We start from the raw sequence: 23,747 nt of genomic DNA, 5'->3' as shown, positions 1-23,747 counted from the left end.
GTGCCTTATGTAACGTTACCTATTATCAGTGCAAGGTTATGAAATATTTTCATTATAAGCAATCCTTGTGGAAAATGCAAATATGTGTCATTATTTTGTCTTTTTATCTTGTCTTTTTATGGAGATAATTATAGAATCCAGCAGAAAAATGTGATAAAATAAAAAGACTAAGTAAGAAGAATACCTGGAGGAAATGCCAATGATATCAGGCAAACGAGTCATCGCGGCGATGCTTACGGCACTTATGGCAGTGACGTTTACAGCTAATACTGCGGTGAGTGTATATGCGACAGGGGTAACGGCTACGGAGAATGCACAGACCATAGACGCACAGAGTACAGATGCGCAGGCACTGACACCGGAAGAACAAAAGGCTCAGGAATTGCAGCAGGTCTATGATATGCCGGTGGAATCGAATGGATATAAGGACTGGCCGCAGGGACCTGGGACTTATGGAGAAGCCGGAATTGTTATGGAAGTCGGAACGGGAGCAATTCTGTATGCCAAGAATATAGATGCTCATGAATATCCGGCAAGTATTACGAAAGTATTGACGGCGCTTGTAGCACTGGAAAATGGACAACTGACGGATAATGTGACATTCAGCCACGACAGCGTAGCGTTTTTACAGAGAGGAGATTCTTCCGTCGGATTAAAAGAGGGAAATGTAATCACACTGGATCAGGCAATGCATGCGATGCTTCTGGCATCTGCCAATGAAGCAGCATATGCAATAGGTGAGAGTGTCGGAGTGAATGCCGGTCATGATTACAACTGGTTCATAGAGCAGATGAACAGCCGATGCAAGGAACTGGGCGGTGAGAATTCCCATTTTGCTAATACAAATGGACTGCATGATCCGAATCATTACACATGTGCAAGAGATATGGCGCTGATTGGACGGGAGTTGTTCAAACATCCGGAATTTTTCCAGATTGTACAGACTCTCAATTATACAATTCCAGCCAGCGAGACGACGGAAGAACACGTTTTCCATCAAAAGCATAAAATGCTTCAGCCGTCGAATTCCAATTATTATCCATATACAATAGGTGGAAAGACTGGTTATACATCAGATGCGTTGTCAACGCTGATTACGATGGCGGACAATGGGCAGACTCAGCTGGTGTGTGTGGTACTGAGGACTCACGGAAAGAACATATATCCGGATACCACGAATTTATTTGAATATGCATTTCATAATTTCACAAAAGTAGATGTGACAACCCAGGAGAAATCTGAGGATATTGAAACATTTCTGACAGAAGACGGGCAGAGTGAACCGAATTATGTGATGTTGCCAAATGGTGTGGATTTTACAGCTTTGGATCAGAAAATCACGCAGGATACAGAAGATAGCAGCACAGGAATTGTGACATACAGTTACGATGGTCATGAACTTGGAACTGCAAAGGTGAAGCTTAGCAAATCCTATTTGAAAGCGCATACAGACAGTACTCAGGACGAAAGCAAATCCAGTGGACATGACAACAGTAAAAAACAGACTAAATCCGGGAAACACCTGTCACTTGGAACAACAAAAGGAAAAGTTATTCTGGGGCTGAGCATTCTTTTAGTAATATTGATCATAACATTTATAGCTACGGTGTCCCGCATAAGAAAAAAGAGTAATAAGAGAAAGAAACAGTAAAACACAGTTGCGAACACATAGTAAGGTACAGTATTTGAATTGGGGGAAAGGTCAAAATGGAGTTAAAAGAAGTATACGAGAAAATCGGCGGTGATTATGATGATGTAGTAAGACGTCTGATGGGTGAGAAGCTTGTGAGAAAGTTTCTCCTGAAATTTCGGGATGATAAGAGCTACGCCGATCTTGAGAGAACATTAAGCGAGGGTGATTACAAAGAAGCATTCCGTGCAGTCCATACACTGAAGGGTGTCTGCCAGAACCTGTCACTGACAAGCCTTTATCAGGTGAGCAGCCAGCTTACAGAGGAATTGAGAAATGAAGACACTGCAGTTCCAGGTAATCCGAACATTTCAGATTATATGAGCAAGGTAACAGCAGAGTATCACAAGACAATTGAGGCAATCCAGGAACTTGAGTAAGAAATCCAGCCAACAAGAAATGTGAAGAAAAGGGACAGTAAAAACCAGAAAATAAAATAGCAGAAATAAAATAGAAAAATGGGGATATAAGTTTTGCGGTACAATCACTTATGTCCTTATTTTTTTGTTGCCAAGCATACGACAAAAAGGTCCGGTGGACCTTTTTTAGTGTGTCCGTGGTGAGCATAGTTTCCAAAGCCCGCCCGGACAGGTGATGATCGTGCACAACCTACATTTTTCTTTTCAGCAGCTCCGGATTAGTTGCGTATGCCAATGCAGTTTCTGCTGTAATCTGCCCTTCTTTATAAAGAGTTAAAAGACTGGAATCCATGGAAATGATTTCTCCGCCGGCGGAGGAGGAAATTATGCATTCCAATTGCGGAATCTTATTATCACGGATCATATTGCGGATTGCCGGTGTCACAGTCATAATCTCGAAGACAGGAATCATTTTCTCATCAATAGATGGAACAAACTGCTGTGAGATGACTGCCTGCAGTACCATGGATAACTGGACAGCTATCTGATGCTGCTGGTTTGGAGGAAATACATCGATAATGCATACAATCGTGCTGGCTGCACCGATCGTATGCAGGGCCGAGAAGATCAAATGTCCCGTATCAGCGGCGGTCATATCAACCTGCATAGTCTCGTAATCACGCATTTCCCCGAGGAGTATAACATCCGGGCTTTGGCGCAGGGAAGCACGAAGAGCCGTTACATAACTTTCTGTATCTACGTGAATCTCACGCTGGCTGACAATACTCTGGTCCATAGAAACTTTGCCTGTAAAAAGGGGCTTAACCCCTTGACGAATATGTGATAAAACTCGTATAATAAAAAAGTATATAAGATATTTTAAAGACGTTGACGAAGACAGTAGGTTATATCCCAACGATACAGAGAACCGGCGATGGTGGGAATCCGGTACAAGTAAGATATAATTGAAGATCACTTCCGAGTTTCAGAGTTTGAACGATCTGTGATATGAGCCAGGGCATCTGCACAGGCATAAGGAACAGAATTCAGTAAGACCTGACGGAGTTCCACCGTTACAGGGAAAGCATATGTCAGTATGTTTAGGTGGTTTATAAACGTAAGTATAAGGCTTTCGTCCTAATCAGGACGGGAGCCTGTTTTATTGTATAAGAAAGTAATATCTTTACAATAAGTTATGTTTAATGGTAAAAAAGGGACACCGCAAAATGCAAAAAGGGACACCCTTAATCAATGATTGGGACGTAGTACTTTGGCAAAATGCTACGTCCCCAACAAGGAGGATATTATGTATAAGAAGGTTTCAACAGACATGAATTTTGTTGACCGGGAGAAGGAAACGGAGAAATTCTGGGAAGACAATCACATTTTTGAGAAGAGTATGGAGGACCGTGAGGGCTGTCCACAGTATATGTTTTATGATGGACCGCCGACTGCGAATGGTAAACCGCATATCGGCCATGTTTTGACACGTGTTATCAAGGATATGATTCCTCGTTACCGTACCATGAAGGGGTATGAAGTTCCGAGAAAGGCCGGATGGGATACTCACGGACTGCCGGTCGAGCTGGAGGTCGAGAAGGCTCTTGGTCTTGACGGAAAGGATCAGATTGAAAAATATGGTGTTGAGCCATTTATCAAAAAGTGTAAAGAGAGTGTGTGGAAATACAAAGGTATGTGGGAGGATTTCTCTAATACTGTAGGTTTCTGGGCTGATATGGATGATCCGTATGTTACTTATCACAACACATTTATTGAGTCTGAGTGGTGGGCACTGAAGAAGATCTGGGATAAAGGACTTCTTTATAAAGGATTTAAGATCGTGCCTTACTGTCCGCGTTGTGGAACTCCGCTGTCTGCACAGGAAGTGGCTCAGGGATACAAAGACGTAAAAGAGCGTTCAGCGATCGTTCGTTTTAAAGTTAAAGACGAGGACGCATATATTCTTGCATGGACAACAACTCCATGGACTCTGCCATCTAACATTGCACTTTGTGTAAATCCGGAAGAGGATTATGCGAAGGTAAAAGCAGCTGACGGATATACTTACTACATGGCTGTTGCCCTTCTTGATACAGTTCTTGGTAAACTTGGCGATGAGGAGAATGGTGTAAAGGCTTATGAAGTTCTTGAGACATACAAAGGTCAGGATCTTGAGTACAAAGAGTATGAGCCGCTTTATCAGTGCGCTTATGACTGCGCCGCAAAGCAGAATAAAAAAGCATTTTATGTAACATGTGATACTTATGTAACATTGACAGATGGTACCGGAGTTGTTCATATCGCGCCTGCATTTGGTGAGGACGATGCGAAAGTCGGACGTAAATATGACATGCCATTTGTTCAGTTAGTAGATGAAAAAGGTGAGATGGGCAAGACAACTCCATTCGCCGGATTATTCGTGAAGAAGGCAGACCCGGAAGTGTTAAAGGACCTGGACGGACGAGGACTTCTTTTCGATGCACCGAAGTTCGAGCACAGCTATCCACACTGCTGGAGATGTGACACGCCGCTTATTTACTACGCTCGTGAGTCATGGTTCATTAAGATGACAGCAGTAAAGGATGATCTGATCGCGAATAATAATACAATCAACTGGATTCCGGAGAGTATCGGTAAAGGACGATTTGGTGACTGGCTTGAAAATGTTCAGGACTGGGGCATCAGCCGTAACCGTTACTGGGGAACTCCTCTGAATATCTGGGAGTGTGAGTGTGGATGCCAGCATTCGATCGGAAGTATTGAAGAGCTGAAATCTATGTCTGATAACTGCCCGGATGAGATCGAGCTTCACCGCCCATATATTGATAATGTGACGATCAAGTGTCCGAAATGTGGAAAAGAGATGCACCGTGTACCAGAAGTGATCGACTGCTGGTTCGACAGTGGATCCATGCCATTTGCACAGTATCATTATCCATTTGAGAATCAGGAACTGTTCGAGAAACATTTCCCGGCAGACTTCATCTCAGAGGCGGTAGACCAGACTCGTGGATGGTTCTACTCACTGCTTGCGATTTCAACTCTGATCTTCAACAAAGCTCCTTATAAGAACGTTATTGTTCTTGGACATGTTCAGGATGAGAATGGTCAGAAGATGAGTAAGTCCAAGGGAAATGCGGTCGATCCGTTCGATGCACTGGAGAAATATGGAGCAGATGCGATCCGCTGGTATTTCTACATTAACAGTGCGCCGTGGCTGCCGAACCGTTTCCACGGAAAAGCAGTGACAGAGGGACAGCGTAAGTTCATGGGAACTCTGTGGAATACTTATGCATTCTTTGTACTGTATGCGAATATTGATGAATTTGATGCAACAAAATATACATTAGAGTATGAGAAGCTGTCTGTCATGGACAAATGGCTTCTGTCAAAGCTCAACTCTGCGATTAAAGCCGTAGATGAGGATCTGGCAAACTACAAGATCCCGGAGGCTGCAAAGGCACTTCAGAGTTTTGTTGATGACATGAGTAACTGGTATGTAAGACGCAGCCGTGAGCGTTTCTGGGCAAAGGGCATGGAGCAGGATAAGATCAATGCTTACATGACACTTTACACAGCACTGGTAGAGATCTGCAAGACTGCAGCTCCGATGATTCCGTTCATGACAGAAGACATTTACCAGAACCTCGTAAGAAGTATTGATGCAAATGCTCCTGAGAGTATCCACCTGTGTGATTTCCCGAAGGTAAATGAAGCACACATCGACAAAGAGCTTGAGGAGAATATGGATCGTGTTCTGAAACTGGTTGTTATGGGACGTGCCTGCAGAAATACTGCAAATATCAAGAACCGTCAGCCGATCGGACAGATGTATGTCAAAGCTGATTTTGAGCTTTCCGAGTTCTTTGATGCCATCGTTGCCGATGAATTAAATGTGAAAAATGTAACATTTACACAAGAAGTACGTGACTTTACGTCCTATTCTTTTAAACCTCAGCTAAAGACAGTCGGACCAAAATATGGTAAACTGTTAGGGGGAATCAAAAATGTACTCAGCGGACTGGATGGAAATGCTGCTATGGATGAGCTGAATGCAAATGGTTGCCTGAGATTTGAGGTAAATGGTGAAGAAGTAGTCCTGAACCGTGAAGATCTTCTGATCGATACTGCACAGATGGAAGGATATGTATCTGAGGATGACAACGGAATCACAGTTGTTCTTGATACGAACTTATCCGAGGAACTTCTGGAAGAGGGATTCGTGCGTGAGATCATCAGCAAAGTACAGACGATGCGTAAGGAAGCTGATTTCGAGGTCATGGATAAGATCGTGATCACATATGAAGGAAGTGAGAAGGCAGAAACTGTATTTGCGAAAAATGCTGATGAGATCGGAGCTGAGACACTGGCTCTGGAGGTGAAAAAAGCGACACCTGCAGGTTACGTGAAAGAGTGGAAGATCAATGGTGAGGCAGTAACTCTTGGAGTAGAGAAGCAATAACAGATGTGAACAGGTCTGCTCCGGCAGACCTGTTCTTTTATCTTACATTTCCTGAAACAAGAGTAAGAAAGGATCAAAACAATATGATTAATCCGAGATTTGAAAAAGAAGCGTTTAAGAAAGAAGTAGAACAGAATGTTAAGCAACTGTTCCGAAAAACTGTAGACGAAGTATCTCAGCAGGAGCTTTATCAGGCAGTTTCCTATGTCGTAAAAGATGCAATTATCGATGACTGGATCGCAACTCAGAAGCAGTACGAGAAAGATGATCCGAAAATCGTGTATTACATGTCCATGGAGTTCCTGCTTGGAAGAGCTCTTGGCAATAACCTGATCAATATGACGGCATATAAAGAGGTGAAAGAGGCTCTGGAAGAAATGGGTCTGAACCTGAATGAACTTGAGGATCAGGAGCCGGATCCGGCACTTGGAAATGGCGGACTTGGTCGTCTCGCTGCATGTTTCCTGGATTCACTGGCATCTCTTGGCTATGCAGCTTACGGATGTGGTATCCGCTACCGTTATGGTATGTTCAAGCAGAAGATCAAAGATGGCTATCAGGAAGAAAAACCGGATAACTGGCTGAAGAACGGCAATCCATTCGAACTTCGCAGACCGGAGTATGCAAAGGAAGTACGTTTCGGTGGAAATATCCGTGTAGAGTACGATGATAAGACCGGAGATATCCATTTTAAACAGGAGAATTATGAGTCTGTTCTGGCAGTTCCGTATGATTATCCGATCGTAGGATATGATAATCATATTGTAAATACACTTCGTATCTGGGACGCAGAACCAATCGTAGATTTCCAGTTAGATTCATTTGACCGCGGTGACTATCACAAAGCGGTAGAGCAGCAGAATCTGGCAAAAACGATCGTAGAGGTCCTGTACCCGAACGATAACCACTATGCAGGAAAGGAACTGAGACTGAAACAGCAGTATTTCTTCGTATCTGCCAGTCTTCAGGCTGCGCTTGCAAAATATAAAAAGCACCACGATGATATCCATAAACTGCCGGAGAAGATGACGATTCAGATGAATGATACACATCCGACGGTAGCAGTTGCCGAGCTTATGAGACTTCTTCTTGATGAGGAAGGACTTGGCTGGGATGAGGCATGGGAGATCACAACAAAGACCTGTGCTTACACGAACCACACCATCATGGCAGAGGCTCTGGAAAAATGGCCAATTGATTTGTTCTCCAGGCTGCTTCCTCGTGTATACCAGATCATCCAGGAGATTGACCGCCGCTTTGTGGCTAAGATCCGTGAGATGTATCCGGGAAATGAAGGGAAAGTAGCAAAGATGCAGATTTTAAGAGATGGTCAGGTAAAGATGGCTCATCTTGCAATCGTAGCCGGATACTCTGTCAATGGAGTTGCAAGACTTCATACAGAAATCCTGAAAAAACAGGAGCTTCGTGATTTCTACGAAATGATGCCGCAGAAATTCAATAATAAGACAAACGGAATTACGCAGAGACGTTTCCTGATGCATGGAAATCCGCTGCTGGCTGACTGGGTAACAGATAAGCTTGGAACAAAGGACTGGATCACAGATCTGTCTCTGATGTCAGGATTGAAAAAATGGGTGGACGATGAGGAAGCTCTGAAGGAATTTATGAGCATCAAGTATGAGAATAAAGTCCGCCTGGCAAAATACATTAAAGAGCACAATGGCATTGAAGTGGATCCAAGATCTATCTTCGATGTACAGGTCAAGAGACTGCATGAGTACAAGAGACAGCTTCTTAACATTTTACATGTGATGTATTTGTATAACGAGATCAAGGAACATCCGGAAATAAGCTTCTATCCGAGAACATTTATCTTCGGAGCAAAAGCTTCTGCAGGATATATCCGTGCAAAACAGATCATCAAACTGATCAATTCCGTTGCGGATGTAGTCAATAACGACCGCAGCATCAATGGCAAACTGAAAGTTGTATTCATCGAAGATTATCGTGTGTCAAATGCTGAGATCATCTTCGCAGCAGCTGACGTAAGCGAGCAGATTTCCACAGCTTCCAAAGAGGCATCAGGAACCGGTAATATGAAGTTCATGCTCAACGGCGCACCGACACTTGGAACGATGGATGGAGCAAATGTGGAGATTGTTGAAGAAGTTGGTGCAGAGAATGCATTTATCTTCGGACTCAGCTCTGACGAGGTCATCAATTACGAGAACAATGGCGGCTACAATCCGATGGATATCTACAATAGTGATGCCGATATCCGACGTGTTGTGAACCAGCTTGTTGATGGAACATATTCACAAGGTGATAAGGAAATGTACCGTGACCTGTATAATTCACTTCTGACAGCTCAAGGTGGAAGCAAAGCCGATACGTATTTCATTCTGAAGGATTTCCGTTCTTATGCGGATACACAGAAGAAGGTTGAAGAAGCTTACCGCGACAAAGACAGATGGGCTAAGATGGCACTTCTGAATACTGCAAGCTGTGGAAAATTCTCATCTGACAGAACGATTCAGGAGTATGTGGATGATATCTGGCATCTGGATAAAGTGACAGTAGAAGTTTAGTTCATGCAGAAACAATGCAAAGGCATTCTTGAAGAATAAAAAAGAACGTCTTCTCATATTTTATATGGGAGGGCGTTTTTTATATGAGATTTGCATATTTGAAATATAGATTAAAGAAACTGGGGTGCTATCTTCTGATCATTATATTGTTGCCTTATATTATCACCGTGTTCTTAAGCGGACCGGGAGCTTATGGAGCTTCCAGAGTGGACGAGACTATGGTAAATGTGAAGGCAGACGGGGAAAAGTCCGGCAGTGATGGTGGAAAACAGGAAGATTCTAATGCTGAAAATGTGGATAAAATTAAGATACCGCTCAGTGAATACTGTATTGGAATTATGGCCAGAGAAATCCCTGCGGTTTATGAGGAGGAAGCTTTAAAAACCCAGGCAGTTCTTGTGCGTACCCAGGTATGTCTGGCACTTGGCGCAGGGGCAGATACTATATTAGAAGAGAGATACTGGACAAAGAAAGATATGCAGGATTCCTGGGGAGCAGATCAATATTCCAAGTATTATAAGCGGCTTGAGCATGCATGGGAGGAGACCAACGGACAGGTGCTGACTTATGAAAATGCGCTGGCAAAGACACCATTTTGCAGACTCAGTAATGGAAGTACAAGGGATGGACGGGAGGCGCTGGGGAGCGAAGATTATCCGTATCTGAAGATTGTGGACTGTCCGCTAGATATTGAGTCGAAAGAACAAATTCAGACAATTACTATAGACGATATGGATGCGGAAGTGACTGGAGTAGACACTGCAGGATATGTACTTAGCGTCCGGGTTGGAAATGACACCGTGAGTGGAGAAGAATTCCGAACCAATTATCATCTCGCATCAAGCTGCTTTTCTTTTCAGAAATATGACGGAAAGCTGCGGATCACGACCCGGGGTATCGGGCATGGACTGGGCTTAAGCCAGTACACGGCAAATCAAATGGCAAAAGAAGGAAAAAGCATGGAAGAGATACTGGCACATTTCTTCGAAGGGACAGAACTGAAAGAAGGCGTGGAAATCGTGCAGGTGGAAGGCGGAGCAGGAGAGTAGCAAAATTTGTAAAGTCATAATAGTATTGTACAAAAAGCTGGGGCATTCTTGAAATTCCCATATAAGAAAGGCTAGAAAAAGGCAAAGACAATATTTTATATGTAGTTTGTATAGTACCACTACAATCTGGCAAGAATAGAGTCAGAGGTGGTGATGAAAATGAACGATAATAATAAGATGGATCGCGGCAAAGAACATGCCGGTCCGAAAAAAATGACGCCAAGGCAGAAGCAAAAGAGAAATCGTAAGGCGACACTGGCGGCAGTTCTGTGCTTTGTGGCAGCCATAGCAATTGTTGGAACATACACAATGCGGGATTACAAGACAGTGAAAAAAGAAGGGGAGCTCGCAAAAGCACAACTGGAGGAACAGAAGAAAGCACTGGAGGAAGCCAGTCAGGAAGCAAGTGGAAATGCACAGAAAGACAATGCTTCCGAGTCAGGCACGGATGGAGCCGGAACCGGTGGAAAAGCCGAAAAGAGTGGCTCTGGTGCAGGAACGGCAGGGACTGCAAGCAAAAATGCTGCAACAGCCGGAAACACAGATGGATCCGGAAATAATGGCAACCAGGACGGCAACAGTCAGACTAACGAAGATCAGCAGGCGGCAAGGACAGCTGGCAGTGCATCTTCCGCAAACTTTACAAGCGACAGCAAGATGATCTGGCCTGTAAGCGGCACGGTGCTTATGAATTACAGCATGGACAAAACAGTTTACTTCGCGACACTAGACCAATACAAGTATAATCCGGCATTGGTTATCAGCGGAGCAGAAGGAGACCAGGTTCTGTGCGGTGCACCGGGAATAATTAAATCCATTGATGTGACCGCACAGACAGGAACAACCGTGACCGTAGACCTTGGAAATGGTTACGAAGTCCTTTACGGACAGTTAAAAGAAGTGCCAGTAAAAGTCGGCGACCAGGTAGAGGCAAAAAGCATTCTCGGCTATATCGGACAGCCGACAAAGTATTACAGCGTGGAAGGATGCAACGTATATATGGAATTACGAAAAGATGGAACACCAGTAAACCCTGTAGATTATATGACAAAAAGATAAAGAATGTGTATAATTGGGGACGTAGTAAAATGAAGTTTTGCTACGTCCCCAATTAAAGGAGAAATCATGAATTATACATATATTGTGGAGTGTGGGGACGGCAGTCTCTACACTGGCTGGACGAACAATCTGGAAAAAAGAATACAGGCTCATAATGCGGGAAAAGGCGCGAAATATACGAAGAGCCGTCTGCCGGTGAAGCTGGTGTATTCGGAAACATTTGCCACGAAGGAAGAGGCAATGAGCCGGGAGTATGCGATTAAGCATATGAAAAGGAAAGAGAAGTTACAATTGATTGAGAATAGAGCTGAAATATTTAATATTTAAGGACTTGCTTTTTTGAAAATAACGGTTATAATATTGATATAAGAATAAGTAGTAATCAAAACTACGTATGGAAATACGAAAGAAGAATATAACATTATTTTCAGGAGGGGTAAGTTATGGCAAAAGTAATAGAAGAACATGTAAAAGATCCGGGAAGTGCAATCACACATTTTATTGGAATGCTGATGGCAATATTTGCAGCAATTCCGTTGCTTATCAAAGCAGCTCATGAGCCTGGCAGGATTTATCTTGTATCTATTGCAGTTTATGCGGCAAGTCTGATCCTGCTTTATGCAGCCAGCACGACATACCATACATTTAACATTTCCAAGAAGGTAAATACGATTCTGAAGAAAATTGACCATATGATGATCAGCGTATTGATTGCCGGAAGTTATACACCAATTTGTCTGTTAGTGCTCGGCGGACGTATGGGATGGATTCTACTGGCAATTGTATGGGGATTCGCAATTGCGGGAATTCTGATAAAGGCGTTTTGGGTATTTTGCCCGAAGTGGGTATCTTCTGTACTTTATATCGGAATGGGGTGGACTTGTGTACTTGCATTTACACAACTGCTCAATTCCCTGTCGCCGGCGGGATTTAGATGGCTTTTAGCAGGCGGAATCATTTATACAGTCGGCGGAGTGATCTATGCACTGAAATTTCCGATTTTTAACAGGAAGCATAAAAATTTTGGAAGCCATGAGATTTTTCATCTGTTCGTGATGGGAGGAAGCCTGTGCCACTTTGTAGTGATGTACGCATTTGTGCTGTAGCAGATGAAGATGAAGGAGCCGTGCAGCAGACATCATTTTCATGTCAAAACAGCGAGGAAAGCAAAAAATAGCAGAGAATAAGAAACAGTCTGAGAGGAAAACTTTCAGGCTGTTTTTCGTATACGTAGAAAAGGTAGTTTCCTGCGTATACGAAAGCTCTCTAGAGACTATAACGGAAGGAAGAAATACTTAAGGGACAGGATGATAGAATTAAAGATTAAATTAACAAACTTAAAGAACAGGACGATAGGCTCAAAGAGTAGAATCAAGTAATTAGAGAATTAATGAAGAAAATTGGACAATGGTTTTGCGCCGACCGAAACGGAGTGTAGACTTGCAGAGGTGCGCAGTAGAAGTAGGTCATGCAATTGCATGACGCGCACCTCGCAGCAAGAATGCCGAGGCATTCTTGAAAATGAAAACAGGTATCTCCGCTCATTGGCGGAGATGCCTGCTTGGGGATTTAAATTTCATTGAGTGAAGAAAAATCGGTAAGTTCTTCCATCAAATTATGTACGGTAGTCATTTGATGAATTCTGCCAACATTGCTTCCGCAGAAGATAAGCCCATTTTCAATATCACCTTTTACAGCATTGATCAGCGCCTGAGTAATGCAATAAGGAACAGTGCCAGGATTGCACTGGGCAAGGCAGTTATAGCATTTTTTTATTGGCTGATGCTCTCGTTCTATATTCTTGATGAACTCATTGCGAAGTGCTCTGCCCGGCATTCCGACAGGGCTTTGGATTATTTGAATATCCTCTTCTCTGGCATGTATGTAAGCTTGCTTATATGCATCTGATGCGTCACATTCTTCTGTTGCAACAAAACGGCTTGCAATTTGAACACCATCTGCGCCAAGTCCCAATGCGTGGGCAATGTCTGCTGAGTCAAAGATACCACCGGCAACAATGACTGGTATTTTTTTGTTGTATTGTTTTTCATACTCTTTTTTACATTCAATTATATTTTTGATTTCTTCATCATAATTAAGAGAATTAATATCAACAAGTTCTTCCGTAGAAAATCCAAGATGTCCACCTGCTTTTGGACCTTCAATTACAATAAAATCAGCGGTTCTGTCATATCTGTGTGCCCAGCGTTTTAAAATAATCTGTAATGCTCTTTTAGACGATACAATTGGTGCAATCTTTGTACGGCAAGTTTCACTGACAAGAGCCGGAAGTTTCATCGGTAGTCCGGCACCACTGATAATGACATCGGCACCAGCGGCAACGGCCTCTTTTACGTGTTCTTCATAATGCTTTAGAGCCACCATGATATTTACTCCGATAAGTCCGTTGCCACAGGCGATTTCTTTTGCTTTTTGAATATGTTTCCGTATAGCAAGACGATTACATCCTGCCTGATCTTTCTCGAAGCCTTTCTCGTCATAACCAATCTGGGCAGTGGAAATGATGCCGACTCCGCCTTCTTTTGCTACAGCTCCGGCAAGTTTACTCAGGCTGACACCGACGCCCATGCCACCTTGTATAATTGGGAGTCTGGCAGTCAGATCACCAATTTGAAGATGTTTTAATTTTGTATTCATAATATTTATCCTTTCCAGAATCATTTATGCTTGAAATTAAATAGTTTGAATTTCAAACTATTTAATTATAAAACAAAATGTTTTCGGTGTCAATATCTTGTAGTAATCTATTCTTTCATATATAGTATTAAATACTATATGCAAAAGGCGAGATGAAACAATAATAACTATGTTACAATAGAATAAAATGTTTCGAATGGATTGATGGAGAAGAAAATGAAAAAACATAAAGTTATATTTAGAATACTGTTAATTGTTATATGCTGCATGTGTTTTACGGTTACAGGATATGCACGGGCCGGTGGCGGAGGTTCCAGTGGAGGATCCGGGGGCGAATCTGGAAGCAGTTCGGGCAGTGGATCGCATAGTCATTATCACGGGCAAGGCGGAAGACGTGGAGGACCGGTTGAAATGATTATCTGGTGGGGCACATTTATTTGTATGGCCGGAGCCGGAACGATAGTGTTTCATTATGGAATTCAAAAAGCAAAGCGAAAGAGCCTGCGTTCTATTTCATGGACGGCTGTCGCCGTATAAGTTAATAAGGTTGCGCCGAGCCATTCGGAATCCGCTGGCGCTACTTCCTCATGTAGGGCTGTCGCCCAATAAGTCTAAAAAGAAAAGCTGACAGTCTGGTGAATAAATTCTCCATCCTGTCAGCTTTCTTTTTATCCTTGCTCAGCTTGTAGCTTAGCCAAAGTATCTCTTAAGCAGGCCTTCGAATGCTTTTCCGTGACGTGCCTCGTCTCTTGCCATCTCATGTACTGTGTCATGGATTGCGTCAAGGTTAGCCGCTTTTGCTCTTCTTGCGAGGTCGAATTTACCTTCTGTTGCACCGTGCTCAGCATCTACACGCATCTCAAGGTTTTTCTTTGTGCTGTCTGTGACAACTTCACCAAGTAATTCAGCGAATTTTGCAGCGTGCTCAGCTTCTTCATGAGCAGCTTTCTCCCAGTATAAACCAATCTCTGGGTATCCTTCTCTGTGTGCAACTCTTGCCATTGCCAGGTACATTCCTACTTCGGAACACTCTCCTGCGAAGTTTGCACGAAGATCCTCTAAGATATCCTCGCTTACGCCCTGTGCAACGCCTACTACATGCTCAGCAGCCCATGTTCTCTCGGCTGACTGCTCTTTGAACTTAGAAGCTGGTGCGTGACAGACTGGACATTCAGCTGGTGCAGCCTCTCCTTCGTAAACATATCCACATACTGTACATACAAATTTTTTCATAATGATGATCTCCTTTTCTTTTTATTAAAATTTTTTGTTGTTCAAGTTAGTTTTGTGATTCAGAGCTTCGTTTGCATTTTTTGTAAATGAATTTATTCTTAAAGCTCTAAAACAATATTAGTAATTGTTACTGGTATTAAGATAACATAATTACTTGTCATTGTCAATAATATTTTTTATTAAATTTATCTTTTTGATAAAATAGACTGACAAGTTTGTTATGACTTACGGGATGTTTTCTGTGTGATACAGTCTTGACAAGTTCCATAGAATAATGTTGCATGTGAATCAATCGTGCCATCAAAATGCTCCTCGGCCAGTTTATTCATGGTATTGATGTGAGCTTCGTCGATATGCAGATCAAATACCCGGTTGCAACAAGTGCATACAACGTGATAGTGTGGGCGAGTATTGCCATCAAATCGGTCCCCACCGTCAGGAGTGGTAATCTTAATTGCTTCGCCCATGTCAGCAAGCAGATTCAGATTCCGGTAAACAGTTCCAAGACTGATACGGGGGAATTCTTCTCTTACATGAAGATATACAGTATCAGCAGTTGGATGCTCAGTTGTATGATCGAGATATTCTTTAATGGATGCTCGCTGTCTGCTGTATTTCAATGTAGCCATGCGATAACCTCCTTGATAATGATAATTGTTACTATAATTAGAATAATAGAAAATGTTCCATTTGTCAACTTTTAATTTATAAATGTAATACTTTTGTAATAATTAATTGTAAAATTTTGTAAAAAAAGTGAAAAAATGGATGTAATATGATGAGGAAAAGTCGGGATAATAGCCTTGACATGGGATTGCTGCGTGATATAATAAACACGTAACATATGTAACAATTCTGTAATATTTACAAAAGATAAGAAAAGAAAACATAAGGAGGGAGTTTATGGATTCGATTCTTAGAAAAGGATTGTTCCTAGTTACCTTGACAGGAGCTATTGGAGTTTTCCCAGCTACGGCATATGCTTCTGATATCGAGGATAATCACACTATGCCAGGAGTGGGAATTGAGCAGGTGCTGAATGATTGTTATTCTTCACAGAAAGAGATTCAGGTGGAGGATTATCTGGCACCAGAAGATAAGGGCGAGTATTTAGATATGGCTTTTGCAGATGTTGAATCATTTTTATATATAAGAAGTGAACCGACAAAGCAGAGCGAATGGGTGGGTAAATTATATCCCGGTTATGCAGCAAAAATCGTAGGACCAGTTGGAGAATGGACGAAGATTGAATCTGGTTCGGTTACAGGGTATGTGTATTCGCAGTATATAATAATAGGAAGAAATGCTCAGCAGAAGGCAGAGGAAGTCGTAGAAGCTTCTGCAAGCGCAGATCCAAAAGAAGCTTTTTCTTATGCAGAATCTAAAGAGGAAGAGGAAGCGCGTTTGGCTGCGGAGGCAGAAGAAGCGGCCAGGAAAGCAGAGGAAGAGGCTCGGGCTGTGAGAGAGGCTGCCGGAAGTGGTCAGGCAGTGGTGGATTATGCATGTCAGTTTATCGGCAATCCATATGTCTGGGGAGGCACAAGCCTGACAAATGGAGCTGACTGCTCTGGTTTTGTGCAGTCTGTCTACGCACATTTTGGAGTGAATCTTCCAAGAACGTCTTCAGAAATGCGAAGTGCCGGCAGGGGAGTCAGTTATTCGGAAGCACTTCCTGGGGACATCATTTGCTATGATGGACATGTCGGTATTTACATGGGAGACGGACAAATTGTAAATGCAATTAATAGCCGAAAAGGAATCGGGATATTGCCTGCCACGTATAAAGGAATTCTGACAGTAAGAAGATTACTTTAAATTGGTGCATATTGAACAGAAGCATAAAAGAACAGATTAAGTAAGTGAAAAATTGCCGGATATACAAAATAGACAAAAATGTATAAAAAATTTGACTGTTGAAAAATAGTTAAAAATTTATCCACATTGAGTTATCCAAGTTTTCCACACTAAAAACGTGAAAAAAGGTGGAAAAATACATGATTTCTAAAAGTTTTCCACATTATCCACATAAAAAGGTGTGGAAACTGGGGATAATTCAAGGTAAATAAAAGAACGAATGTTTTGTGGAGTTATGATAAAAATAGTATTTTGTCGAAAAAAATCGGCAAACGTATTGACTTTTAAAAAATCAAATTTTAATGGAAAATTGTCATAAAATGTTTACACAATGGTGAAAAGCAATTATAATAAGAAAACGTAAAAGAAAAGGAGGTGCACACATGGCACGAGTTACAAAGGAAATGACTATGGGAGAACTGCTTCAGACATATTATGAGCAGTGCCCTGAAATTGTAGATGTTCTTACAGGATTAGGAATGCATTGCATCGGATGCCCAAGCTCTATCGGAGAATCACTTGCAGATGCTGCATATGTTCACGGAATTGATTCAGATCTTCTTGTTGAGAAACTGAATGCAACAATTAATGCAAAACTTGGTGAGTAATATTAGATTTGCAGAACAACAGAAAATAGAACAATAAAAAGCGGACTCCAATTGGAATCCGCTTTTTATTGTCAGGCATAAGCCTGAAAGATTTTTCTTAGTTTTGTTTAAACATTAGCCAGTTGCTGTACTGCATCATTTTCCAGTAGTACTTTGCAATGCTCTCCTAGGAAAGCAATTGTAGCGCCTGAGGTCTTCTCTAATGTACCGTATTCAGATAACATATTACAGAGTCGACTGAAATCCTTTCGTGTATGTTCTGACTGAGTCATCGCAAGGATATAAATATTTTCGGCAGTATCTTTATACAAAGTGTTCGCACCAAAGTACATATTTCCAAGTAATCGTGAGGCCGCAAGGACATTGTCCATAGAGGCAAATGAAATCAGACGGATTGCAGGTTTCTTAGGTGCAGCGTCTTTTGGTATTTCATTCTCCAAAGCTTCAGTTTCAGGATCATCTAGAGATTCTGATGAAGAGCTGACTGGATTTTCCGGTTTGGAAGAACTTTGTGCAGCATTAATCTTCTCTTTGACTTTGCCAAGCAGATCAAGAAGAGATTCAGCACCTTCCAGTTTGTCAGGGAGTCCCTGACGGGAAGAATCTCCATCCTGCCCCGGAAGAGGTGCGAATTTAGAAAAACGCGTGTCGAGTTCCTCTGGATCCTCGACTTTAGTAATGATCAGCACGATTGAATCTGAGGAAGAAGGGATTGCCTCGATCATCAATGGCATATTCTCTGCTTCAAAACCAAATTCCTGTGCTGCCTGTTGCATCATATCGTGGAAAAGTGATCTCGCTTTTTCTGTACCATAAGCCAGTTCGCTGAGTTGGAGCTGACGTTCGGCCAGATCTGCGCGTGTTAATGTACAGCGTATCTGATTGTCACTTAATTTTTCAATCTTCATATTTATCACTTCCTTTCACATAGTATAGCATAGAAAAAGTTTTTTGTTCAATAAAATAAATATAAAATCAAAAAAGTGCTTGCTTTTAAAAAGAGTATCCATTATAATGACCGTACTAGAAAATAGTTTTCCCTGGTAACTATATTTTTAGAACATATTTCTTAAAAAGTAATTCTTAACAGTATCTAGCCAATCAGAATAAGAATTCGAGAAATAGCGTGAATTCCGCGCAAAGATTCAAGAGTAATAACAATCAGATAAAAACAACAATCAGAAAAAATCAGATAACAATTAGAGTACAATCAAATAAAAATTAAATAACAACAGATCATGAAAAAATCAATCAGATAAGTAACAAAGCAACAGATAGTTGAATAGTAATGCACGGCTGTTTTCTAGCAGAAAAGTGGACGTGTCTGGATATGTGGGATAATGTATCACGGCATTTTATCCTTCTGGTTTGTCATATACAGATTTCGAAGACAATGCGACCGGGGAAGTGCATTATTGAGGAGGAGGTAAAGTCATGGGGGACCCCAGAGAAAGGAATTATCAAAGTCTTTTTTCAGAGTTGGCAGGTTATGAAAAAAAGGGAGTATATATGTTAATGAACGGGGTGCCGGCAAGTCCCATGCAGATTGTGCAGGCTCACATTGTGAGGGAGGATGCAGTCTATATGCGGGATTATGTGTTGAATGATAATGGAGATATAAAAGAATTGTGTTTTGATGATGTAGAGATGCAGGAACAAGATAGATGAAAATATATCAGCTGGGAGATGACTCCCACCTCTATAGGTGTTGAGAAATAAGCTGGTATCAGTGGTGGGAGTCAATCACCCAGCTGATATAGCCTCCGGCAGGGCGCACATTGTCCGGTGGACAATGGTTTTGCGCCGACCGAAACGGAGTGTAGACTTGCAGAGGTGCGCGGTAGAAGTGTGTCATGCAATTGCATGACGCGCACCTCGCAGCAAAATTGCCGAGGCATTCTTGAAAAAAAGTGTGTAAGTACCCTCATAAGCAAGGCCTGAATTTGTCGAAAAAGGATGACGCATGTCCACTCGTTTGTTATAATAGCGAGTAGGAGGTGCAGCATGGACGAAAAGGAAATCAAGAGAACCACAGATCCGCGAAAAAAAGCGGAGTGGGCAAAAAGCGCCAGCAATCTGCAGAATCAGCGACGCCAGGAGTCATCCGGCCGCACGGAGACTGAGGGCGGAGCGAGAGGACAAGCAAGTCGGGAGAATGCGGAAACTTTGTCAGGAAAGGCAGCCGTAGAAGATAGAGAACGCCGCAGAGCGAGAAATGCAGGATCGTCAGCGGGAAAATCTAAGGTGAGAAAAAGACCGGCGGTATCGGAAGACGGTCAGGAGAGACCGAAGAAGAGATGTCCGATATCAGAAGATGGTCAGGAGAGACCGAAGAAGAGACCGCAGAAGGCAGAAAAGGTCTCTAAGAATCAGAAAAAGCAGGCGGCACGGCCGGCGGCAAGAAAAGCGCAGACAAAACGCAAGCGAAAAAGACGTGTAGGATTGATGATCCTATTATTGATCATACTTGGGATAGCCGCAATTGCAGGAGCATTTCTGTGGAAGAAGTACAGTCCGTCAAAGGAACGGATGGATGTAAAAAAATATTATGGAATTGAAAACGATAGTCAGATGGCTATTACGGTAGATGATCAGATTGTGGAACCTCACGGAATGATATCGGATGGGAAAGCGTATGTGCAATATGAAGTTGTAAGAGATTATATCAACAGCCGTTTTTACTGGGATGCCAATGAGAACAAGCTTTTGTACACACTGCCGACAGATATTGTAACTGTGGAAATCGGAAGCAAAGATTACAGTGTTTCCAAAGAAAAGAAAAGTGAAGATTATGTTATCCTGAAGACAGAAGGAAACACAACTTATGTCGCATTAGATTTTATTCAGCAATATACGAATATAGATTATGAAGTATATGATAGTCCGAACCGGGTGATGATTACTTGTGACTGGGGAAAGAAACAGGTTGCAACAGTGAAGTCAGATACACAGGTTCGATATCGCGGCGGGGTTAAGAGCCCAATCGTGACAGATGTGAATAAAAAAGATGAAGTGATTGTTCTGGAGAATGAACAGAACTGGAAAAAGATTCTTACAAAAGACGGGTATATCGGATATGTGAAGAAAAATGCATTGAAGAATGAAAAAACTAAGAATGTTACTCGCGATTTTACGGAACCGGAATACACCAGTATCAAGAAAGATTATACCATTAATATGGCATGGCATAATGTAACCAACAGTACCGCCAATAGCGGTTTGCAGCAGAGACTTGCAGATAGTAAAGGGTTAACGACAATTGTGCCGACATGGTTCCATGTGAAAGATACAGAAGGGAATCTTGAATCAATTGCTTCAACAGATTATGTAAATTATGCACATCAGGCAGGCCTGGAAGTGTGGGCCGCTATCAGGGATTTCGATGGGGGAATCGGATCCAATGATGAATCACTTCAATTACTCAGCTATAGCTCGAGAAGAGAGAATCTTATCAATCAATTGATAGGAGCGGTGATGCAGGTCGGAATAGACGGCATCAATGTAGATTTTGAAAAGATTTCAAAAGATTGTGGAGTTCATTATATACAATTTATCAGAGAACTGTCTGTAAAATGCAGACAAAATGGTATCGTACTTTCGGTGGATAATTATGTTCCTAAGGGATATAATCAACAGTACAATCGCAAAGAACAGGGCGTTATGGCAGACTATGTCATTATTATGGGATATGATGAGCATAATGGAAGTTCACTGGAAGCAGGTTCAGTATCTTCTTATGAATTTGTAAAAGAAGGAATTGAGGAGACGATCAAAGAAGTACCGGCAGAGAAAGTGATCAGTGGGATTCCGTTCTTTACAAGACTGTGGTCGGAAACGCCGAAAACACAGGAAGAACTGAATCAGGAGGCAGGAACAGAAGCAGCAGATTATCCGATGAAGGTGACAAGTGAAGCACTGGGAATGTCTGCAGCCAGAGATAAGATCAGCCAGGCAGGTGCAGAAACAACATTAGATGAAACAACCGGGAATAATTATGCGACCTGGGAAGCTGACGGTGTAACATATGAAATCTGGCTGGAGGATGCAACCTCGATTGAGCCGAAGCTTCAACTCATGAAGGAGAATAAGCTTGCAGGTACTGCCGCATGGGCATTAGGACAGGAAAGTTCAGATATCTGGAATTTGATTTTGAAGTATGTAAATTAGAGTGATGAAAGATCAGAGAGTGAGATTACTTTCTGGTCTTTCTTTTTTTGAATGAACAGATGGGAAAATTCATATACTGAAACAAACAGGTGCTTTGGTGAAATATACGAAGTTTTGGAGGTTTCAGGAAGTGCGCAAGAAAATTGAATTGTTAGTATTACTTCTGGCGCTGGCAGGAATCTATACCGTCAGCCGAAATCTGGAAAAATATGTACAATCGGATCAGGTGAAAAGTGAACAAGAGAGGAAGATGGATCTTGTTGTTATAGATAGTGGTCACGGGGGAAGTGATCCGGGAAAGGTTGGTATCAATGAAGTCCTGGAAAAAGATATCAACCTTAAGATTTCAAAACAAGTGGAAAAAGAACTGAAGAATAAAGGTTATCAAGTTGTTATGACCAGGGAAAAAGATCAGATGCTCGCAGGAGAAACTTCCGGAAATTCCAAAATAAAGGATATGAAAGCGAGAGTTGATCTGATAAATGAAAAGGCTCCGGGGCTTGCGGTCAGCATTCATCAGAATAGTTATCACGAAGAGGAAATACATGGTGCACAGGTATTTTATTATTCCCATTCAGTAGAAGGGCATACAGCGGCAAAGCTGATGCAGCAGGCGCTCCTTGGCGCGGACAGTGAGAATACGAGGCAGGAAAAGGCCAATGATACATATTATCTGCTCAGGAGGACTCAGGTGCCGACAATCATCGTAGAGTGTGGTTTCCTGAGCAACCAACAAGAAGCAGAGCTTCTGGCGGGAAAAGATTATCAGAAAAAAATTGCCAAGGCAATCGCAACAGGAATTGACGAGTATCTGAAAAATGCTGCCGATGGTACATAGAACGATAAATCGCCAGACAGACGTGATTTGGTTCGAAAAAATATTTGGAAAGTGATAACAGGTGTAGTATAATAACAAACATGAAGACAATAGTAGAAAAAATTACAAAAGAACAACTTAATACAGAGGAAGGAAAGAAGATTATTGGTCAGGCCGGAGACTTTTTAAAAGAAGGTGGACTGGTAGCGTTTCCAACGGAAACAGTATATGGTCTCGGTGCTGATGCTTTGAATAAGACCGCTTCAACCAAGATTTATGCGGCAAAGGGCAGACCTTCGGATAATCCTCTGATCGTGCATATTACGAATATGGGAGCACTGGATAAGATTGCAGATATTATTCCGGAAGTTGCTTATAAAGTGGCTGATGCTTGCTGGCCGGGACCGCTTACAATGATTTTCCAGAAGACAGAGGAAGTGCCATATGAGACAACAGGAGGCCTGGATACAGTTGCAGTACGTATGCCAAGTGATGAGATCGCAAGAGCTTTGATCGATGCGGGCGGCGGGTATATTGCTGCGCCAAGCGCAAATACTTCAGGACGTCCGAGCCCGACGAAAGCTGAGCATGTAGAAGAAGATTTAAGCGGTAAGATCGAGATGATTTTAGATGGAGGAGCAGTAGATATCGGAGTTGAATCTACCATTCTGGATATGACCGTAACACCGCCTATGATTTTACGCCCTGGTGCGATTACAAAGGAGATGCTCACAGAACTTATCGGTGAAGTAGACATTGACAGAACATTGATCGCGCCGGACAGCAAAGTGAAACCGAAAGCTCCGGGGATGAAGTATCGACATTATGCTCCGAAAGCGGATCTTAGTATTGTGGAAGGACCGATGGAACTTGTGATCGATGCGATCAACCAGATGTCTGCAGAGCGTATGGCTAAAGGACACAGAGTCGGTGTAATCGGAACACAAGAGACTGTAGGCCGATACAAGGCAGACGTAGTGAAAAGCATAGGAACAAGGGCAGACGAAGCAACTATCGCCAATCATTTGTATGCGGTATTGCGCGAGTTCGATGATGCTGAAGTAGAGTATATATATAGTGAATCATTTGCAGCCGGAGGAATCGGCAGTGCAATTATGAATCGATTGCTAAAGGCAGCAGGACATCATGTGATAGATGCCTGATGGCTCTTTATGTGGTGCAGATCAAATCAGATGTGTGCCGGATATTAAAAAATCTGATAAACATGTCATGAGATGGAGG

General features: G+C 42.3%; 19 protein-coding genes and 1 pseudogene. 15 read left to right on the top strand and 5 right to left on the bottom strand.

All coding sequences use genetic code 11. From position 1 onward, the window contains the following. The first annotated feature begins 199 nt into the window (after positions 1 to 199). Entirely contained in the window at positions 200 to 1,651 is a 1,452-nt protein-coding gene (locus G593_RS0102485) for a D-alanyl-D-alanine carboxypeptidase family protein (protein ID WP_044993932.1), read from the top strand. 56 nt (positions 1,652 to 1,707) lie between these two features. Beyond that, positions 1,708 to 2,070, top strand: coding sequence for an Hpt domain-containing protein (locus G593_RS0102480; protein WP_029730622.1), 363 nt, complete (start codon positions 1,708 to 1,710; stop codon positions 2,068 to 2,070). A 229-nt stretch (positions 2,071 to 2,299) separates the two neighbouring features. Here G593_RS0102480 and G593_RS0102475 read toward each other — a convergent pair. After that, positions 2,300 to 2,842 (bottom strand): annotated as a pseudogene (locus tag G593_RS0102475) (type IV pilus twitching motility protein PilT); the annotation flags it as partial. 513 nt (positions 2,843 to 3,355) lie between these two features. Here G593_RS0102475 and ileS point away from each other — a divergent pair. The 6 genes from ileS (at position 3,356) to trhA (ending at position 12,274) form a co-directional block, all read left to right on the top strand. Next, the gene (ileS, locus tag G593_RS0102470; protein WP_005341923.1) at positions 3,356 to 6,511 is read left to right on the top strand and encodes an isoleucine--tRNA ligase; all 3,156 of its coding nucleotides are present in this window, start codon (positions 3,356 to 3,358) and stop codon (positions 6,509 to 6,511) included. An 83-nt stretch (positions 6,512 to 6,594) separates the two neighbouring features. Continuing rightward, positions 6,595 to 9,060 carry a glycogen/starch/alpha-glucan phosphorylase gene (locus tag G593_RS0102465; RefSeq protein ID WP_029730620.1) on the top strand — a complete coding sequence of 822 codons (2,466 nt, stop codon included), beginning with the start codon at positions 6,595 to 6,597 and terminating at the stop codon, positions 9,058 to 9,060. A gap of 83 nt (positions 9,061 to 9,143) precedes the next feature. Further along, entirely contained in the window at positions 9,144 to 10,109 is a 966-nt protein-coding gene (locus tag G593_RS0102460; protein ID WP_029730619.1) for a SpoIID/LytB domain-containing protein, read from the top strand. Positions 10,110 to 10,268: 159 nt separating this feature from the next. After that, on the top strand, positions 10,269 to 11,168 hold the full coding sequence (locus G593_RS0102455; protein WP_005341917.1) for a murein hydrolase activator EnvC family protein: 900 nt from the start codon (positions 10,269 to 10,271) through the stop codon (positions 11,166 to 11,168). 66 nt (positions 11,169 to 11,234) lie between these two features. Beyond that, positions 11,235 to 11,495: a GIY-YIG nuclease family protein gene (locus tag G593_RS0102450; RefSeq protein WP_005341915.1), complete on the top strand. Its 261-nt coding sequence runs from the start codon at positions 11,235 to 11,237 to the stop codon at positions 11,493 to 11,495. Positions 11,496 to 11,611: 116 nt separating this feature from the next. Further along, positions 11,612 to 12,274 (top strand): PAQR family membrane homeostasis protein TrhA, encoded by a 663-nt coding sequence (gene trhA, locus G593_RS0102445; RefSeq protein WP_005341910.1) that lies wholly within the window; start codon positions 11,612 to 11,614, stop codon positions 12,272 to 12,274. 463 nt (positions 12,275 to 12,737) lie between these two features. On the opposite strand, the gene G593_RS0102435 is transcribed toward trhA, so the two are convergent. Then, positions 12,738 to 13,826, bottom strand: coding sequence for an NAD(P)H-dependent flavin oxidoreductase (locus G593_RS0102435; protein ID WP_029730617.1), 1,089 nt, complete (start codon positions 13,824 to 13,826; stop codon positions 12,738 to 12,740). A gap of 216 nt (positions 13,827 to 14,042) precedes the next feature. On the opposite strand from G593_RS0102435, the gene G593_RS0102430 reads away from it, so the two are divergent. Next, entirely contained in the window at positions 14,043 to 14,363 is a 321-nt protein-coding gene (locus G593_RS0102430; RefSeq protein ID WP_029730616.1) for a hypothetical protein, read from the top strand. A 153-nt stretch (positions 14,364 to 14,516) separates the two neighbouring features. Here G593_RS0102430 and G593_RS0102425 read toward each other — a convergent pair whose 3' ends face one another. Beyond that, positions 14,517 to 15,059, bottom strand: a complete 543-nt coding sequence (locus G593_RS0102425; protein WP_005341890.1) for an NADH peroxidase — start codon at positions 15,057 to 15,059, stop codon at positions 14,517 to 14,519. Positions 15,060 to 15,277: 218 nt separating this feature from the next. Continuing rightward, the gene (locus G593_RS0102420; RefSeq protein WP_005341888.1) at positions 15,278 to 15,688 is read right to left on the bottom strand and encodes a Fur family transcriptional regulator; all 411 of its coding nucleotides are present in this window, start codon (positions 15,686 to 15,688) and stop codon (positions 15,278 to 15,280) included. 274 nt (positions 15,689 to 15,962) lie between these two features. On the opposite strand from G593_RS0102420, the gene G593_RS0102415 reads away from it, so the two are divergent. Both G593_RS0102415 and G593_RS0102410 read left to right on the top strand, forming a co-directional pair. Continuing rightward, a complete protein-coding gene (locus G593_RS0102415) occupies positions 15,963 to 16,874 on the top strand; it encodes a C40 family peptidase (RefSeq protein WP_005341886.1) in 912 nt (303 codons plus the stop codon). Between the two features lie 422 nt (positions 16,875 to 17,296). Continuing rightward, positions 17,297 to 17,521 (top strand): DUF1858 domain-containing protein, encoded by a 225-nt coding sequence (locus G593_RS0102410; RefSeq protein WP_005334971.1) that lies wholly within the window; start codon positions 17,297 to 17,299, stop codon positions 17,519 to 17,521. Between the two features lie 107 nt (positions 17,522 to 17,628). On the opposite strand, the gene G593_RS0102405 is transcribed toward G593_RS0102410, so the two are convergent. After that, positions 17,629 to 18,429, bottom strand: coding sequence for an adaptor protein MecA (locus tag G593_RS0102405; RefSeq protein ID WP_005341884.1), 801 nt, complete (start codon positions 18,427 to 18,429; stop codon positions 17,629 to 17,631). Positions 18,430 to 18,955: 526 nt separating this feature from the next. Here G593_RS0102405 and G593_RS0102400 point away from each other — a divergent pair. From G593_RS0102400 to G593_RS0102385, 4 genes are all read left to right on the top strand, one after another. Continuing rightward, entirely contained in the window at positions 18,956 to 19,189 is a 234-nt protein-coding gene (locus G593_RS0102400; protein ID WP_005334973.1) for a hypothetical protein, read from the top strand. A 336-nt stretch (positions 19,190 to 19,525) separates the two neighbouring features. After that, a complete protein-coding gene (locus G593_RS0102395) occupies positions 19,526 to 21,688 on the top strand; it encodes a glycosyl hydrolase family 18 protein (protein WP_029730615.1) in 2,163 nt (720 codons plus the stop codon). A 130-nt stretch (positions 21,689 to 21,818) separates the two neighbouring features. Further along, the gene (locus G593_RS0102390; RefSeq protein WP_005341879.1) at positions 21,819 to 22,526 is read left to right on the top strand and encodes an N-acetylmuramoyl-L-alanine amidase family protein; all 708 of its coding nucleotides are present in this window, start codon (positions 21,819 to 21,821) and stop codon (positions 22,524 to 22,526) included. Positions 22,527 to 22,606: 80 nt separating this feature from the next. Next, the gene (locus tag G593_RS0102385) at positions 22,607 to 23,668 is read left to right on the top strand and encodes an L-threonylcarbamoyladenylate synthase (RefSeq protein WP_029730613.1); all 1,062 of its coding nucleotides are present in this window, start codon (positions 22,607 to 22,609) and stop codon (positions 23,666 to 23,668) included. The last annotated feature ends 79 nt before the right edge of the window (positions 23,669 to 23,747 follow it).

It is taken from the genome of Dorea sp. AGR2135 (genome assembly GCF_000420885.1).
In the GTDB taxonomy this organism is placed as follows: domain Bacteria; phylum Bacillota; class Clostridia; order Lachnospirales; family Lachnospiraceae; genus Dorea; species Dorea formicigenerans.
This window is presented reverse-complemented; position numbering and strand designations above follow the sequence as displayed.

Bases quoted from the DNA above. Each gene is read 5' to 3' on its own strand.
- G593_RS0102485 (WP_044993932.1), top strand. From the start codon at position 200: ATGATATCAGGCAAACGAGTCATCGCGGCGATGCTTACGGCACTTATG.
- G593_RS0102385 (WP_029730613.1), top strand. From the start codon at position 22,607: ATGAAGACAATAGTAGAAAAAATTACAAAAGAACAACTTAATACAGAG.
- G593_RS0102395 (WP_029730615.1), top strand. From the start codon at position 19,526: ATGGACGAAAAGGAAATCAAGAGAACCACAGATCCGCGAAAAAAAGCG.
- G593_RS0102465 (WP_029730620.1), top strand. From the start codon at position 6,595: ATGATTAATCCGAGATTTGAAAAAGAAGCGTTTAAGAAAGAAGTAGAA.
- G593_RS0102435 (WP_029730617.1), bottom strand. From the start codon at position 13,826: ATGAATACAAAATTAAAACATCTTCAAATTGGTGATCTGACTGCCAGA.
- G593_RS0102450 (WP_005341915.1), top strand. From the start codon at position 11,235: ATGAATTATACATATATTGTGGAGTGTGGGGACGGCAGTCTCTACACT.
- G593_RS0102430 (WP_029730616.1), top strand. From the start codon at position 14,043: ATGAAAAAACATAAAGTTATATTTAGAATACTGTTAATTGTTATATGC.
- G593_RS0102405 (WP_005341884.1), bottom strand. From the start codon at position 18,429: ATGAAGATTGAAAAATTAAGTGACAATCAGATACGCTGTACATTAACA.
- G593_RS0102425 (WP_005341890.1), bottom strand. From the start codon at position 15,059: ATGAAAAAATTTGTATGTACAGTATGTGGATATGTTTACGAAGGAGAG.
- G593_RS0102420 (WP_005341888.1), bottom strand. From the start codon at position 15,688: ATGGCTACATTGAAATACAGCAGACAGCGAGCATCCATTAAAGAATAT.
- ileS (WP_005341923.1), top strand. From the start codon at position 3,356: ATGTATAAGAAGGTTTCAACAGACATGAATTTTGTTGACCGGGAGAAG.
- G593_RS0102400 (WP_005334973.1), top strand. From the start codon at position 18,956: ATGGGGGACCCCAGAGAAAGGAATTATCAAAGTCTTTTTTCAGAGTTG.
- G593_RS0102455 (WP_005341917.1), top strand. From the start codon at position 10,269: ATGAACGATAATAATAAGATGGATCGCGGCAAAGAACATGCCGGTCCG.
- G593_RS0102460 (WP_029730619.1), top strand. From the start codon at position 9,144: ATGAGATTTGCATATTTGAAATATAGATTAAAGAAACTGGGGTGCTAT.
- G593_RS0102415 (WP_005341886.1), top strand. From the start codon at position 15,963: ATGGATTCGATTCTTAGAAAAGGATTGTTCCTAGTTACCTTGACAGGA.
- trhA (WP_005341910.1), top strand. From the start codon at position 11,612: ATGGCAAAAGTAATAGAAGAACATGTAAAAGATCCGGGAAGTGCAATC.
- G593_RS0102480 (WP_029730622.1), top strand. From the start codon at position 1,708: ATGGAGTTAAAAGAAGTATACGAGAAAATCGGCGGTGATTATGATGAT.
- G593_RS0102410 (WP_005334971.1), top strand. From the start codon at position 17,297: ATGGCACGAGTTACAAAGGAAATGACTATGGGAGAACTGCTTCAGACA.